The 15,207-nt window shown below is 40.1% G+C and carries 14 protein-coding genes, 1 tRNA gene and 1 pseudogene; 7 read left to right on the top strand and 9 right to left on the bottom strand.

Features of this window, described 5'->3' with window-relative positions; genetic code table 11:
- The first annotated feature begins 239 nt into the window (after positions 1-239).
- Positions 240-758 carry an N-acetyltransferase gene (locus B3139_RS12155; protein ID WP_293883437.1) on the top strand — a complete coding sequence of 173 codons (519 nt, stop codon included), beginning with the start codon at positions 240-242 and terminating at the stop codon, positions 756-758.
- Between the two features lie 116 nt (positions 759-874).
- On the opposite strand, the pseudogene B3139_RS21555 reads toward B3139_RS12155, so the two are convergent.
- Positions 875-958: pseudogene (locus B3139_RS21555) on the bottom strand (hypothetical protein); the annotation flags it as partial.
- Between the two features lie 62 nt (positions 959-1,020).
- Entirely contained in the window at positions 1,021-2,427 is a 1,407-nt protein-coding gene (locus B3139_RS12165) for a PLP-dependent aminotransferase family protein (protein WP_293883441.1), read from the bottom strand.
- A 75-nt stretch (positions 2,428-2,502) separates the two neighbouring features.
- Here B3139_RS12165 and dxs point away from each other — a divergent pair, with 75 nt between their 5' ends.
- Both dxs and B3139_RS12175 read left to right on the top strand, forming a co-directional pair.
- Entirely contained in the window at positions 2,503-4,416 is a 1,914-nt protein-coding gene (gene dxs / locus B3139_RS12170; RefSeq protein ID WP_293883443.1) for a 1-deoxy-D-xylulose-5-phosphate synthase, read from the top strand.
- Positions 4,417-4,582: 166 nt separating this feature from the next.
- A complete protein-coding gene (locus tag B3139_RS12175; RefSeq protein WP_293883445.1) occupies positions 4,583-5,791 on the top strand; it encodes an MFS transporter in 1,209 nt (402 codons plus the stop codon).
- A 371-nt stretch (positions 5,792-6,162) separates the two neighbouring features.
- Here B3139_RS12175 and B3139_RS12180 read toward each other — a convergent pair whose 3' ends face one another.
- Both B3139_RS12180 and B3139_RS12185 read right to left on the bottom strand, forming a co-directional pair.
- Positions 6,163-7,086 (bottom strand): helix-turn-helix domain-containing protein, encoded by a 924-nt coding sequence (locus B3139_RS12180; RefSeq protein ID WP_293883447.1) that lies wholly within the window; start codon positions 7,084-7,086, stop codon positions 6,163-6,165.
- Positions 7,087-7,190: 104 nt separating this feature from the next.
- Positions 7,191-7,955 (bottom strand): SDR family NAD(P)-dependent oxidoreductase, encoded by a 765-nt coding sequence (locus B3139_RS12185; RefSeq protein ID WP_293883449.1) that lies wholly within the window; start codon positions 7,953-7,955, stop codon positions 7,191-7,193.
- A gap of 376 nt (positions 7,956-8,331) precedes the next feature.
- Between B3139_RS12185 and B3139_RS12190 the strand changes: the two genes are divergently transcribed.
- Positions 8,332-9,348, top strand: coding sequence for an LLM class flavin-dependent oxidoreductase (locus tag B3139_RS12190; RefSeq protein ID WP_293883451.1), 1,017 nt, complete (start codon positions 8,332-8,334; stop codon positions 9,346-9,348).
- Positions 9,349-9,487: 139 nt separating this feature from the next.
- On the opposite strand, the gene B3139_RS12195 is transcribed toward B3139_RS12190, so the two are convergent.
- Positions 9,488-10,372 (bottom strand): NAD(P)H-binding protein, encoded by an 885-nt coding sequence (locus tag B3139_RS12195; RefSeq protein WP_293883453.1) that lies wholly within the window; start codon positions 10,370-10,372, stop codon positions 9,488-9,490.
- Between the two features lie 80 nt (positions 10,373-10,452).
- Here B3139_RS12195 and B3139_RS12200 point away from each other — a divergent pair, with 80 nt between their 5' ends.
- Positions 10,453-10,806, top strand: coding sequence for a winged helix-turn-helix transcriptional regulator (locus B3139_RS12200; protein ID WP_293883455.1), 354 nt, complete (start codon positions 10,453-10,455; stop codon positions 10,804-10,806).
- A gap of 217 nt (positions 10,807-11,023) precedes the next feature.
- Here B3139_RS12200 and B3139_RS12205 read toward each other — a convergent pair.
- Positions 11,024-11,114 (bottom strand) — tRNA-Ser (locus B3139_RS12205).
- Between the two features lie 144 nt (positions 11,115-11,258).
- Between B3139_RS12205 and B3139_RS12210 the strand changes: the two genes are divergently transcribed.
- Both B3139_RS12210 and B3139_RS12215 read left to right on the top strand, forming a co-directional pair.
- A complete protein-coding gene (locus B3139_RS12210; protein WP_293883457.1) occupies positions 11,259-11,729 on the top strand; it encodes a hypothetical protein in 471 nt (156 codons plus the stop codon).
- Between the two features lie 74 nt (positions 11,730-11,803).
- Complete coding sequence (locus B3139_RS12215) at positions 11,804-12,316, top strand: BON domain-containing protein (RefSeq protein ID WP_293883459.1); 513 nt, start codon at positions 11,804-11,806, stop codon at positions 12,314-12,316.
- A 75-nt stretch (positions 12,317-12,391) separates the two neighbouring features.
- Here B3139_RS12215 and B3139_RS12220 read toward each other — a convergent pair whose 3' ends face one another.
- From B3139_RS12220 to B3139_RS12230, 3 genes are all read right to left on the bottom strand, one after another.
- The gene (locus B3139_RS12220) at positions 12,392-13,117 is read right to left on the bottom strand and encodes a tRNA threonylcarbamoyladenosine dehydratase (protein ID WP_293883461.1); all 726 of its coding nucleotides are present in this window, start codon (positions 13,115-13,117) and stop codon (positions 12,392-12,394) included.
- Between the two features lie 75 nt (positions 13,118-13,192).
- Positions 13,193-13,858: a TatD family hydrolase gene (locus B3139_RS12225; RefSeq protein ID WP_209580694.1), complete on the bottom strand. Its 666-nt coding sequence runs from the start codon at positions 13,856-13,858 to the stop codon at positions 13,193-13,195.
- Between the two features lie 61 nt (positions 13,859-13,919).
- Entirely contained in the window at positions 13,920-15,206 is a 1,287-nt protein-coding gene (locus tag B3139_RS12230; protein WP_293883465.1) for an anthranilate synthase component I family protein, read from the bottom strand.
- Position 15,207 lies beyond the last annotated feature (1 nt).

Below are 15,207 nucleotides of genomic sequence, written 5' to 3' on the forward strand. Positions count from 1 at the left end.
AAATCTAAACTTCCTGAAGCCTTCCCACTTTTTAAACATTGAATAAAGATAAAGATATGCATTAAGAAACTCAAGATTATTCGAAAGTATATTGGTACAATGCTGGTACAGAGAAGTTATTCAAACATTGCTTTAAGGATCGGCGTCATGGATTGATCTGTACTGCCTGTATTTACGGAAGTTGTACCGTGTCAGATGATCCAAACTTCCATAGATTTGTTTAAAATTTTAGGAATACAATGGATATACTTACCAAATTTGCACTTGCAACAGACGAAACTGTAGATATGCTACTGGACTTAATACATGAACTGGCCTCGGAAAAATTCAGTTCCATGGTCGATCAGATGTCTGTAAAGCTTTACATGGAGAAATATTACGACAGAAAGTACTTTATCAGTGAAATGAACAGTATGTCCAACCAGTGGCTAATCGTATATGTCGATGAGAAAGCAGTGGGTTACGCAAAAGTTACTTCCAGAGGCAATGTGCCACAATCACTTAAAGACATGCGTGCGATACGGATCGGCGATTTTTCGGTGCTCAAAAAATTCACGCATCCGGAAGTTCTTGAATCACTATTTCATAAATGTCAATCATTATGTAACTATGTAGATGCTATCTGGATCAATGAATATGTTGGAAATCCCATGATCGAATTCTTTGAAAGCAAAGGGTTTCAAAAAGAGGACGGTTCATGGGAATTCGACCAAATCGCTCTGCCATCGGTCTGTCTGATCCACATTAACGGTCACTAGGAAGAAAAAAACTGCTGATGGTAGCGGCAATAATCGTTGACATGGACAATCTGTTGATCAATTCAGAAACTTTTTGGAGAATCGCAGAAAAGGAAGTCGCTGTAGCTATAAGTCTATCAGCGGCCTTTCTTTTTTGTCAGTGGGCGTTTCTCCCACCAAAGTATGCCTGTCTCTATATCTCCAATGCCTGCCCAAACCGCATAAGACGTACCGAGTGGTAATGCATTAGTGCTAAAGTGCTAAAAAATATACAGTACAGATACTATAATAACAGCTGTCCAACAAGCCTAATTGCTTCAATCCGTTTTGGAGAGAAAGTGTCAGCAATAACTACCCTGAAATACTTGTTAAAAGTATCCGAAAAAGAAAAGGTGTATCCTGGTGTAAATCTCACTCCAATTTTTTCACATTGATCATAAAAGTAACTCATATCGATTTCCTCCGGCATTTTTACCCATAGATTATACCCACCCGTAGGTGTTGCGATATATGTGTTTTCGGGAAAATATTTGGAAATCAGATTGATTGCCAAATGTGCGTTCTTGGCCAATTGCATTCTGAAAGCCCTAACATGCCGGTCATAGCTACTACCACTAACCAATCGACTGACCGTTTCTTGATACAATGGAGATACTGTACTTCCCAAAGTAAATTTTACCTGCTCGGCGCGCTCAACAAATTTTCCAGCGCTTAGCCATCCAAGCCTTATTCCCGGAGCAAGTGTTTTTGCGTATGATGCATAAGTTAAAACCAATCCACTATCATCAAAGCTTTTAATTGTGGTGGGTCTGTGTCCCTGAAAATGCAGGTCACCATATATATCGTTCTCGATAACTGCCACATTGTGGAACCTGGCGATTGTCAGCAGCATTAATTTTTGTTCATCACTCAGTAATACTCCAGTAGGATTATGGAAGTTGGGTGTGACGATGACCGCTTTAACAGTATTTTTTTCGCAAGCCTTTTTAAACAGATCTGTGTCAAAACCATTTTTTCGGTCAACAGGAATTTCGATTATTCTCAGTTTTAGCACCTTGATAACTTCCAATACCGAAAACACACAAGGGCTTTCTACCGCGATTACGTCCCCTGTATCACAAGTAGAAGCCAGAGCGATATACAATGCCTGCAACGCGCCATCAGTAATGATCAGTTCGTGAGGATTAAAGATTGTTTGGTAACCGGCAGCACGCTCAATGATAGCCTCTTTTAGCGCAGGCAAGCCATTCGATTGATAATAGCGTAGTATCCCAGCTCCCTGATCCCGAATCACCTGCTGCATCGTACGAAGCAACAATTTTTGAGGAATCAATAAATCACCGGGAGCCGCCACGTTGAACTCAGATATTTTCCTTCCCATTCGCAGCGAAGTCGTGAGCGCAAGATTATTTTTAAAGATAGCGTCTCTAACCACAGGAAGGTGTCTGGTTTTTACAGACTCGTGCTTTGTTTCTGGTCTGTTACTGACATAATATCCCGATTTTGGTATACTTTCTACTAAACCGCTTATGATAAGATGTTCGTAACCATCCTGTACAGTACTGATACTAATATGATATTGTTCTTTAATCTCTCGCACGGAAGGCAATTTATGGCCCGGCTTGAAAAGCCCTTCCTTGATGTTTTTTTCTATAATGGTAGTGAATACCTCGAATTTATACGACTTCATCTGTATTGGTAGTTTTTATTGAAACTGTATCTGTATTCCAAATTTAATACTTTTAATTTTGAGAAAACTAACAAAATGGCATTAAACTATAATATCAATATACCCCAGGACTTACGAAATCTACCCACGACTTCATTAACTGACTTCTGTGAAGATCTACGGTCTTTCCTCATCGACCATATTTCATTAAATGGAGGTCATTTTAGTTCAAGCCTTGGCGTTGTAGAGCTTACCGTGGCGCTGCATTATGTATTTAATACGCCGACGGATAAAATTGTTTGGGACGTAGGGCATCAGGCCTACCCACATAAGCTGATCACGGGACGAAGAGGCATTTTCCATACCAATAGAATGGAGGGAGGGATCAGCGGTTTTCCATCGAGAGAAGAAAGCGAATTTGACGCTTTTGGGACTGGACATTCCTCAACATCTATTTCTGCGATGTTGGGTATGGCCTGCGCCGCAAGGTATCGCAATGAAAATGACCGTCAACATATCGCTGTAATAGGGGATGGAGCTATGACAGCGGGATTGGCCTTTGAAGGATTGAACAATGCCGGATTTGAAAAAGCCAATATGCTGATCATATTAAACGACAATAATATGTCAATCGATGCCAATACGGGGGCGCTACAACAGTATCTTACGGGCTTAACCGCAGGAAAACAGTATAATATGCTGAAATCACATATTAAAAAATTGTTGTTACTCATTGGTCAAAATAACGATTGGCCGCTTACGAAGATCAGGAAGCTTGAAAAAATAATCAAATCCGGTATTTTAGATTATAGCAATCTTTTTGAAGCTTTAAATATTAGGTATTTTGGACCTGTAAATGGACACGATATTCAAAAGCTGACTAGCCTATTACAAAAGCTTAAGTATATACCTGGTCCCAAAATATTGCATTGTGTCACTGTCAAAGGCAAAGGATATCTGCCGGCATTGACAGATCAGGCGAACTGGCACGCGACGGGTAAGTTCGATAAGCAGACAGGGGAAAGATTACAGGACATAAAGCAGCATAATATGAAAACTTTTCAGGAGGTATTCTGTGAGACATTAGTAAAGCTCGCCCGAAAAAACAAACGTATTATTGCCATAACCCCCGCTATGATGTCCGGAAGTGCGCTTACCACAATGAAGAAGGAAATGCCTGATCGCGTTTTTGACGTAGGGATCGCAGAGCAACATGCCGTTACTTTTTCCGCTGGTCTGGCCGCCGACGGATTAATACCGTTCTGCACGATATATTCTACTTTTTTACAGCGAGCCTACGATCAAGTTATCCATGACGCTGCACTACAAAAGTTAAATATTATTTTTTGCATCGACAGGGCAGGAGTTGTTGGTCCCGACGGGCCAACTCATCATGGTGCTTTTGATATATCTTTTCTTCGGTGTGTACCCAATATTATAGGCGCTTCGCCAATTAATCTGGAAGATTTCAGAAATCTTCTGTACACTGCTCAAGAAAAAGAGGAAGAAGGCCCTTTTGCTATCCGTTACCCTAAGGGAAATGGTATAAGTACTGATACTGATTCTTCCTTTAGGAAATTGGAAATAGGAAAAGGGCAGAAGATAAGAGATGGTGATGACATCGCAATACTTTCTCTTGGTCCTATCGGACAATATGCAATAGCGGTATGCGAGGAGCTTGCCCTTGACCATATAGAAATAGCACATTATGATCTAAGGTTCTTCAAACCGCTGGATGAAGATATATTACATCAAGTATTCCAAAAGTTTTCAGTTGTCGTTACAATAGAAGACGGCTGTATTGTCGGAGGTGTGGGGAGCGGCGTAATGGAGTTTATGGTCGAGCACGGTTATTCATCTGTCATAAAGCGCCTTGGTCTGCCAAATACCTTTGCCTCGCAAGGCACGCAACAGCAAATCCATGAAAAGTATGGGTATGGCAAAAAATCGATCCTAGCGCATATCAGGAAATTACATCACAACTTTATGATGAGCAAAAACAAGCAATGATATCAATCATTTATCAAGCGCCTATTTTTTCTGATAAAGTTATTGTAAATATCCTTTTGTAAGCAGTTCTTTATTACAAACTGTACTAGTTAATCAGTCAGTTTCTGTAATGCTATAGTCATGTCATTCTTTATTTTATTTGCGATATAAAATATATTTTTCAAAAATGAATACAGATAAAGTAATTCAGGACACACTTTCTCAAATAAAAAAAGCAAGGCCGACAATGACCTTAGTGGTAATTTTATCGCTGGGGACTTTTATAGTTTTCTTTCAGGGATTTATGGTAGCACCGATCTTACCTCAGCTTTCTTCACTCTTCGGTGTGTCTGTTCGTTATGTAAGTTTTATCGAGCCTGCATATTTGTTAAGCTATGGACTATCTACTCTAATATACGCCCCTTTGTCAGATAAATATGGGCGATTTCCCATAATTATATTTTCCATGATCGGCTTTATATTGATGACAGGTTTTACAGGTTTTGTGAACACTATCGATCAAATGCTCATTCTGAGGTTGTTGACCGGTATAATAGCAGGAGGGGTAGCTCCTACAACGATTGGTTGGATAGGAGATCAATTTCCTTATGAAAAGAGGGGGCATGCACTAGGTGTTTTTTTTGGATTTATGGCCGCTGGTACAGCTTTTGGTTCGAGCTCGGGAGCGTTGTTAACTGCATTTGTTGGATGGCAGATGTTATTTTGGATCGTTGCTTTGGTTAGTTTATTGATTTTGGTCGTTTTGCTGATCAATCATAAAAATTTTGTTCAGGACCAATCTGAAAAAGAGTTCAGCTTGACGAATACGATTAAGAATTACAAGAATATTATTCTACTGCCAAGAGGTTGGCGAACTTACATGTTTGTACTTTTTAATTCTATGTTTCATAGTGGAGTATTTGCGTGGACGGGGTATTTCTTTTTCAAGAACTATCATTTAAATGAAGAAGGTGTGGGATTGGCTTTGCTAGGGTATGGCATACCAGGATTGTTGTTTGGACCTTTTATAGGTAAGCTCGCTGATAAATATGGGCGTAATCGAATAATTCCCATAGGTATTTGCGTGGGTGCGCTGTCGGCTTATTTGTTGGGGATGAACTATACATTGACACTATCATGTATTTTTATAGCAACGCTATCGCTAGGATTTGATATGACACATCCGCTATTTGCGGGAATTATTACAACCCTTTCTAAACAGAAAGGCGTCGCCATTGGATTGTTTGCTTTTGTAATGTTTATGGGATACGGATTGGGTAGTTTAGGTTTCAGTCTTATAGTGAACATTGGATTGAACACTAGTTTTAAGTTATTTGGACTTATTGCAGGTATTGGAGCTGTTATGTCTATGTTGGCTTTTAAAAATGAAAAGTAATTTTTTTTAACAAATCGTAACTTAGTCTTAAAGACTATCGGTTTGCGAGAGATTGGCACCATCTTTTATATCGGTAAATCACCGTGACTTTTATAGTAAAGATATCATCTGCCGCAGGTTGGGTTGTCTGGAAATTTTGCTTACTGCGCAGCAAGCTATTCTACTGTCTCCGAATTCGTAATCGACGGGGCATTACCGCAGAGTAAAATCTATGAAGGAAATCTTAAAGATAGGTATTTAAAAAGCACGTGCTATAAATGATGAGTATTTAGCTGTATTTAAAAGTTTTAAGGTTCTTTCACTCGAGCCGGCTGTTTTTGAAGACAGTCGGCTTTTTTATATAAACTAATCATTGTAATTTCAAGCATCTTTTAATTAAATGACCTTCGAAAACTCAATGGCGAAAGTTTCGTCTTTGTCTTGAAAAGTTTGCTGAAAGACTGAGGATGCTCAAATCCCAATTCATAAGCGATTTCAGTTACGGACAGATTGGTGGTGGATAACCTCTCTTTTGCTTTTTCGATCAATTTCTGATGTATGTGCTCCTGAGCATTTTTGCCAGTGAGCTGTTTCAGCAGACCGCTCAGATAATCAGGAGAAACATTCATGGCATCGGCGACGGTTTTTACCGAAAGAAGTCCACGGTCAGGCCGCTCGTCATCTGAGAAAAAGGAATTCAGAAAGTTTTCTACTTTGGCAAGCATTTGATGGCTGCTGATTTTTCTTGTAATGAACTGCCGGTTGTAAAAGCGCTCACAGAATTTGAGCAACAATTCGATCTGAGCGTCGATGATGCCCTGAGAGTAGCGATCAATATTCGCATGATATTCCTCTCTGATATTCTCCATAATATTAAGGATGGTTTGTTCTTCCTTACTATAAAGGAACAGTGCTTCATGAATCGAATAATCGAAAAAGGAGTAATCTTTAATATTTTTAGATAAAGGATGTCCCCAAAAAAAATCAGGATGGACCTGCAATAGATAACCGCTGCCCTCGCTGCACTTGCTGCCAGATGAATCCGGACTTCTTTCTATCCTGAAAACCTGGCCTGGTGCAATAAAGAACATCAATCCTTCATCAAAATCATAAATTTGCTGACCATAGTAGAGCTTTGTCCCGACATCTCGCTTTAAAGCAATCGAATAAAAATCCATGACAATATTCACCTCACCGATGTTTTCGGGAAGCTGCAACTGTGAATATTCAACCAGGCTTATTAGCGGATGCGCAGGTTTGGGTAGCCCCCTCAAGCGGTGGTATTCCGTAATCGATTTTATTCTTACAATTTTCATATATGCAAATTTAAAATTTATGGAGAGTTGGCGGTTTTACTCTTACCTAACTAAATAGTGATGCCTGTAATGACTACACCATTTAAATATCCTTGATTCGGTTATCAAAGATTTGATCCTCCCGAGATCTCGATACGCTGTGCAGTGATATAACCGGCAGCATCGCTGCATAAAAAAGCCACAACGCCACCGATATCTTCCGGAATCCCGACTCTTCCCAATGCAGTCTGAGAGGCCAGATGCTTATTCATCTCTGTATTATCACGAACAGCGCCCCCCATAATATCGGTCTCAATCGGTCCTGGTGCAATGACATTGGCTCTGATGTTTCTGCTTCCTAATTCTTTGGCCTGAAATTTTGTCAACGTTTCCATAGCACTTTTAAACGCGGCATAAACTGCAAAACCGGGGGTGGTAAAACGCGTAATACCGGAAGAGACATTTACAATACCTCCGAAGTTATTGATTTGAGGAAGCAGTTTTTGGGTAAGGAAAAACGGCCCTTTAAAGTGTACATTTTCCATTTCTATAAATTCCTCTTCAGTTACATTTTCATACTCAGCATGAAGCATAAAACCGGCGTTATTGATAAGAAAGTCAAACTTGTCCGTGTCGAAATGGGACTGCAATTCAGCTGTCAGATTTTCCACAAATACATCAAAACCAGAAGATTTTGAAACATCAAGCTTCATCGCAATTCCCTGGCGCCCTAAGTCCTTAATTTGTTTTACTACTTCATCGGCAGCTTCTTTTTGATTGTTGTAGGTAAAAATGATATCTAGCCCATTCTTCGCAAGACTGAGCACCATGTCTTTTCCCAAACCCCGGCTTCCACCTGTTACGACTGCAATTTTGTTTTTTGATAACATACGTATTTTTTTTGTTTTAATATCAAGCAAAATTAGAATAATAGTTCAATGATGATTTAGCCAAAAGCCGGACTGATTGTAGCCAAAAGCCGTATAATAATAGTTCATCGGCAATTTTTCCGATGATAAGCATTTCGAATATAATTATAAGATGAATGCTTTAGATAGGTCTATCTGAGTTGTTCGTTTTGTTGTTCCCAACTCTTTTCTAATCTAGATTGTCCCATCTTTCTAGAGTTTTGATAGTTTGATACGGACTCATTCTGGGAGCATGTCATCATTTCATCTGTCAATTGTCAAACTATGAGAACCATCTCACAATTTCAAATCAAAACCACAAATTTGTAGAAGAATAATTAATAGAAAAGGCTTCTCAATGATCAAATATTCAGTTCTGGATCTGGCAACTGTCGTACAGGGTGACCAGCCAAGCGATACTTTTAAGAAAAGTGCTGATCTTGCACGTGAAGTTGAACAGCTAGGGTACACTCGTTTCTGGCTGGCCGAGCATCACAATGTGGCTAATGTAGCAAGTTCAGCAACAGCAGTTCTGATCGGGCATATTGCAGGTGTTACAAACCGGATTCGGGTAGGGTCGGGGGGCATCATGTTGCCAAACCATGCTCCCTTGATCGTAGCAGAACAATTCGGTACATTGAGTTCACTCTATCCAGGCCGCATCGACCTAGGTGTGGGACGGGCGCCAGGCACGGATCTATTGACAATGCTGGCCATCCGCGGTGAGAATTTCAGGGTGGAGCCAGATTTTCCCGGAGACATTAGGCGCCTGCAGCTTTTCTTTTCTGCTGAAAACAGTACCAGCCCGGTAAGAGCCATTCCCGGAGAAGGACTCGATTTACCGATCTGGGTTCTGGGATCAAGTCCCGAAAGTGCTTTATTAGCCGCTGAGATGGGATTGCCTTATGCCTTCGCCAGTCATTTTGCACCGAGGCATCTTAAGACTGCGATACCTTTATACCGACAGCACTTCAAGCCGTCGGCCCAATTGCGTGAACCGTATGCTTTGGCATGTGTAAATGTGATAGCTGCTGATTCCGACGCAGAGGCCCACCGATTGTTTACTTCCCTACAACAATTGTTTCTGGGAATCGTTTCCGGGAACTATAAACCACTTCAGCCGCCCCTTGATGACATGAATGAGGTGTGGAGCAATTCCGAAAAACTCTCTGCCCAACAGATGCTCACTTATTCGTTCGTCGGCAGTCCTAAAACGCTGCAGTCGTCCCTTTCGTCGTTTCTGCAGGAGGCAGGTGTCAATGAGATCATGGCGACTTCCCCTATCTTTGCGCACGATGCCAGGTTAAATTCGTATCGCCTGTTTGCAGAAACCATACAAGCAATAAATAGATCGGTAAAAGGAAGCAAGATCTAAGGTAAAGTCGGTGAGCCATGGCCGGTATTTAATACACTGCTTAAATCAGTCAAACTTTTTAAGGAGAGTACAATCGGATTTTTTTTCTTAAATTTTCTCATTTTCCTCCAAAGTTGAAAACAGGCAAGGTAAAATGAGATCAAAAACTAAAATTTACCGCAAATTCTTTTGCAAATTCCTCCAGTTTTATCACTCCGCTTACAACCGAACCATGCTCGATAAAATCTTGCTGCAAAACTCCTTTTCTTATACCCAATCCCATTTCTGTATAGAGTTCGGCTACCTCCTGTGGAAGTCCCCCCTGCAGCATTCCATTTAATGATTCTTCATCCTGAAATTGGACCCAGGGCAGGGCAGGCATCCCGATTGCACTACCTAAAATTCTAGCGAAATCGGACCCATTACGAACATCGCTGACAATATATCTTACTTTTTTGCCTGGCGAGCTGACAACTAATTCCTCAGCTGCAGCTTTTGCTATATCAAAGTGATGCACAACAGGCAACAATGTCGTTTCAGGAAAATTTGCTCCAATTATTCCTGCATTTTTGATTAAAGCAATATCATTAAAGAAGTTGGCGTAAAAATAGCCTGCTCTTAAGAAGGTTACCTCCGTATTTTCTAAATCGTTATAAAGCTTTTCTATAAGATGGAGACCTTTAATCGGCCCATTATCCACCGCGGATTCGACTCCTATGCTGCTTAGCATAACAATTTTCTTCACGCCTGTTTTTTTAACCGCTTCAGCATAATTCTTAGCCACACTCACTGTGTTTTCTACAATATTTATACCGCCCATATTGGGGGGTGTCATTAAGAAGACTGCATCAGCACCCTCGAAAGTTTTAACCAAAAAATCCAGATCCGTCATTGAACCAATTGCTGCGTTAGCGCCTAACTTTTTAATATCGGCCTTTTTGGATGCGCTGCTGCTAATGACTGTAATATCTTGTCCCGCCGCTGCTAATTGCTGACTAAGGGGGCGACCAACATTTCCTAAAGACCCTGTTATTATAATTTTCATAACAAAACATTTTTTATTTATCGAAACAAAGGTATATTTGCGCTTACTTATATACAAGTACTTACCCTAAAGTATGTATCATGACAGCTATTAAGACAACATCCACCATTCAGCAGAATAAGCAATATGCGCTTGATAACTGTCCCGTAAGTTATGTCATGGAAAAAATCGGAGGATATTGGAAACCGATTATATTATATCATCTTTCAAATGGGGAAAAACGTTATAGCGAGTTGAAGCGGGCAATACCGGCAATAACCGAGAAGATGCTAATTCAACATTTAAAGCAAATGGAGCATGATGGTCTGGTAATCCGCAGGGCTAAACCTATAGTGCCGCCACACGTTTCATATATCCTTAGCGAATCGGGTGAAGCTTTAATACCTGTTATTGATGCGATGGCAAAATGGGCACTTAAAGAAATGGAAAAGTAATATATTTTACTATTTTAAACTTTTGGTCGTTTAGCCTCCGTAAATGAGACACGTTGTCCATTTTAAATAAAAAAAGCCAGCAATATGGTGGCTTTTTTCGCTTTGCGGAAAGTAAGAGATTCGACCCTTATGGGTCAAAGCCGCTTCCAGCGCGTATTTTATAGTGCTAAAAACGAAAATGCCACGAATAGCGATTATTCGTGGCATTTGTATCATTTGGCGGAAAGGGAGGGATTCGAACCCTCGATACAGTCATCCCGTATACAGTCTTTCCAGGACTGCTCATTCGACCACTCTGACACCTTTCCGTGTTTCAATGCACAAATGTAGCAAATTTTTAAGTTATTGCAACTTTATTCGTACTATTTACCCGTCGATTTATTATATGCTATTGACACTAAGCGTATTGTTTTTATTTTTTTTGGAATAAAACTTATTGCTTATTTTTCGGGATGACAAATAATTATTTCGACATCAAACGTGAACTTCTCGATACAGCCCTAAAACGCACCGAAGATCGTATTTCCATGATAGTATCTGCTTTGGAGACAGCAAGGGATTCGAGTACCGACGACACCAAAAGTAGCGCTGGAGACAAATATGAAACATCACGTGAAATGATTCAACAGGATATCAATCGCTACCAAAAGCAACTTCTCGAAGCGAATAAAGATTTACAACAACTCCTCCATATAGAAGCTGCATTGAATAGTGACACCGACGTTGCTCGAGTAGGGACCCTCGTTCAAACCAATGTTGGCCTTTACTTTATTGCAACAAGTATTGGAGCAGTGAAAATAGGAGATAGTAATATTTTCATCATCTCGCCGCTAGCGCCCATCGGACAGCTACTTATCGGGAAGAAAATAGGAGATAGTTTTGTATTTAACAACATCGACCAAAAAGTGAGCGCAATTTATTAGGTATCCAAAAAGCTGAAATATTAAACAATAGTGCGCTTCATCTGTTCTTATAAAGTACAGATATGACGAATGACATGAAACTAAATAAATTACTTTTAACCCTATCAGTTGGAGCTTTATCCTTCATTCAAGCTTGTAGATCGCCCGAATCGGACGAAAAACTTAAATCAACAATCCAAGCGGCCTTAGAAAATACGCCTGGTATCGAAGTGAATGTTGAAGAAGGAAATGTTACGCTGGATGGACAGATTGGTTCTGATTCGCTTAAGCAGCATATAGAAGACAAAACGAAAATGGCAGGTGGGGAAAATATAAAATCCATTCATAACAATATCATGGTAAACCTCCCTGAACCTGAAGATGCGCGTGAAAAATATCATGAAATTATTGGTGGAGCGGTTGATTCTACCTTGACGCGGGATGTCAACCTGATTCTGGAAGATTTTCCTACTATTACCGCTCAGGTTAAGGAGGGAATTATCATGGCAACTGGTAATCTTGAAAAATCAAAAATAGATACACTGAAGAAACGATTGGAACATATCAAACCGAAAGGCATTGATATGAAAGGTGTGATTAGCCGTTAAGATTTAAAAAGATAAGCTCCCCATCTTGCAATAGGGCGCTTTATCTCTTGTTCATATGTTTATTCTGTTACTAAGTTAAACATTTTCGATCAAATCGCGTATCGCAACCGATGCAATTGCCCCACCAAACGCAGCAGGCAGATACGACATGGTACCATAAGCTGATTTCTTAAAATTACTCCCATCAGTATACAGCAAAGAATCCTTATTTGGCAATTCGGTTGAAAAGGCTACTTTAACACCGTCCCGAATACCGTGTTTCCGCAATTTCTTACGAATGTGATGCGCCAATTTACAGTTATAGGATTTACCAATATCGTCAATTTTGATCTTTGTGGGATCCACTTTTCCTCCTGCACCCATTGAACTCACAAAAGGTATATTGGCCTCCAACGCTCTTCGAATGAAAAATAGTTTAGGTGTAATACTATCAATAGCTTCTACGCAGTAGTCCGGAGACAATTCCAATAATGCAGGTATCTTTTCTGGAATGATAAAATCCTGTATTACCGTCAAGTCTAACTCGGGATTTATCGCTAACAATCGTTGACGCATAATCTCAGCTTTCGCCTCGCCATGATTGGTCGACAAGGCTGGAAGTTGTCTATTACGGTTGGACGGATCTACTGTATCTCCATCGATGATGGTCATTTTCCCTACACCTGCCCGGCATATAAATTCTGCTGCAAATGACCCCACACCGCCTAATCCCAACACCATCACATGCGAATTTGCTAATTTTTCAATCGCCGCTCGACCAATTAATGCTTCGGTACGTGACAGCCAACTTAAATCTTTCATTTATTTAATTCAATTTTTTATTTCATGATGCAGCCCGCGTATTTCATTCAATAGGAATAAACACAATATGCTGGCTTATTTATTAAATACTTTCTTATAATTCTGATATATAATGCATTTTAGCTCTTCCACTGCTATCGATCTCACCTGAGCTACGTAGCAATAAAGGGCATTAATTTCTATCATCGTATCTGTATCTGTCTCTAGAAACAGATGACAGAGTGAAATATGTTGTAAAAGCTCATCCTGACTTCCATTCAGACAGTGTTGGCCAATGGATAAATAATAACCTTTGCGTATTAATTGTTGACCCAAAATCCAATTTTTACGATATCCATGAAAAATGACAGGTTCTTTAAAATCTAATCTTTTCAGGCTGCTTACGATCTCCTCAAAAGCGCGCACACAATGAATGATTAGCGGCTTCTGATATTTTTGGGCTAAGCAAACCTGTTTATCAAAGATAGACTGCTGATCAGTGAGGGGAATTTCTATCGTTTTGTCTATACCGCATTCACCTATAGCTAAAACTTGCTTTCGTTCTAATGCGTTGGCCATTAGTCCTAAATCGTGTTCAGTATTCCCATTGATATACCATGGGTGCAAACCTACTGAACAATCGACCTCAGTAACGAGCTCTGAATGGTTCAACGCAACATTCTTTATAGAACGAACTTCGAGCTCGCTGACCGGATAATTCCGATGCGTATGTAAATCGATATAGGGAATCTGTGAAGCCAACGGAACAAAGGTCGAAAAAATACTTGAAGCAAAAAATATTCTCTACAAAATTAGTATAGTTTTATTCGTCCAAACTAGTCCCCAACGCTTTCAAGACGGCGGAAGCTTTCAAAAGACACTCTTGATACTCGTGTTCGGCATCTGCCTGATTAGTAACCGCTCCTCCAGTATGAAAAGAAAGGTACCTTTTTTGTTTATTGTAAAGTAATGAACGGATAACGACGTTAAAATCAAATTCATCATGTACAGTATCAAAATAACCAATAGATCCAGCATAGATACCACGCTTCCGGGCTTCAAGCTGATCGCAAATCTGCATTGCAGCAATTTTAGGAGCACCGGTCATTGAACCTGCAGGAAAAGTATTTCTAATGACGTCCACATTGGCAACATGCGGTGCCTGAACGCAGGTAATGGTCGAAATCATTTGATGCACCTGTTTAAATGACTGGATCTCAAAAAGGCGGGTAGCTTCCACAGTTCCGGGTAAAGCGCTACGCGTTAAATCATTACGAACCAAGTCTACAATCATCACATTTTCTGCAATTTCTTTTTTTGATCTCAACATGTCAGCAATAATTTCTTGGTCTTCTATTGCATTCGTTCCCCTTTTCGCAGTACCTTTAATAGGTTGAGAAATCAACTTTCCTTGTTGTTTCGCTAAAAATCGTTCGGGGGAAGCGCTCATGATAAAATGATGCCCTAACTTGAAAAATGAACTAAATGGAGTAGGTGATATGGAATTCAAACGATGATAGACTTCAAAGGGAGAAACATCAGCATTTTCAGCAAAAAATTCCTGACAAAGGTTTACTTCATAGATATCTCCACGCTGAATATGTGCCTGTACATTTTCAAAAGCTTCGGTATATTCACTTTTTGTCCAGCGCGATTGCACATGCACAGCAATTGGGAACGCCTCAGGGATCTGAGTATCGGAAATAGCCTGATAAATTGCAACAGGATCTTCCGCTTCAATATGCACCTGATCACCAGTCCATCGAATCGTAATTGCCGGCACAAAAAAATAAGCTTCCGGAAACTCGAGCTCATCCTTTCCCGTAGTTTGCAATTCTTCGATCTCATTCTTAAGATCATAGGAAAGAAATCCAGGTATAAATTCAGATCGATGTAATTTCAAAAAAGCATTGAGCCCGTCAAATACATTTTGATTTGCGCGGAACGAATACAATGCCTTGACAGCCATTACCTGTTCAAATTTGCCCCATTGATCGGACATCCCATTACTATTAAAGAAAGAAATTTCATCAAATTGCCCCGACCAGTGTAGGGCTTTTTGATGAAATTTATCTTTAGAATCGAGAAGAGCAAAACTTTCGATCCGCATA

The organism is Sphingobacterium sp. UBA1498 (assembly GCF_002325125.1).
Classification (GTDB): Bacteria; Bacteroidota; Bacteroidia; order Sphingobacteriales; family Sphingobacteriaceae; genus Sphingobacterium.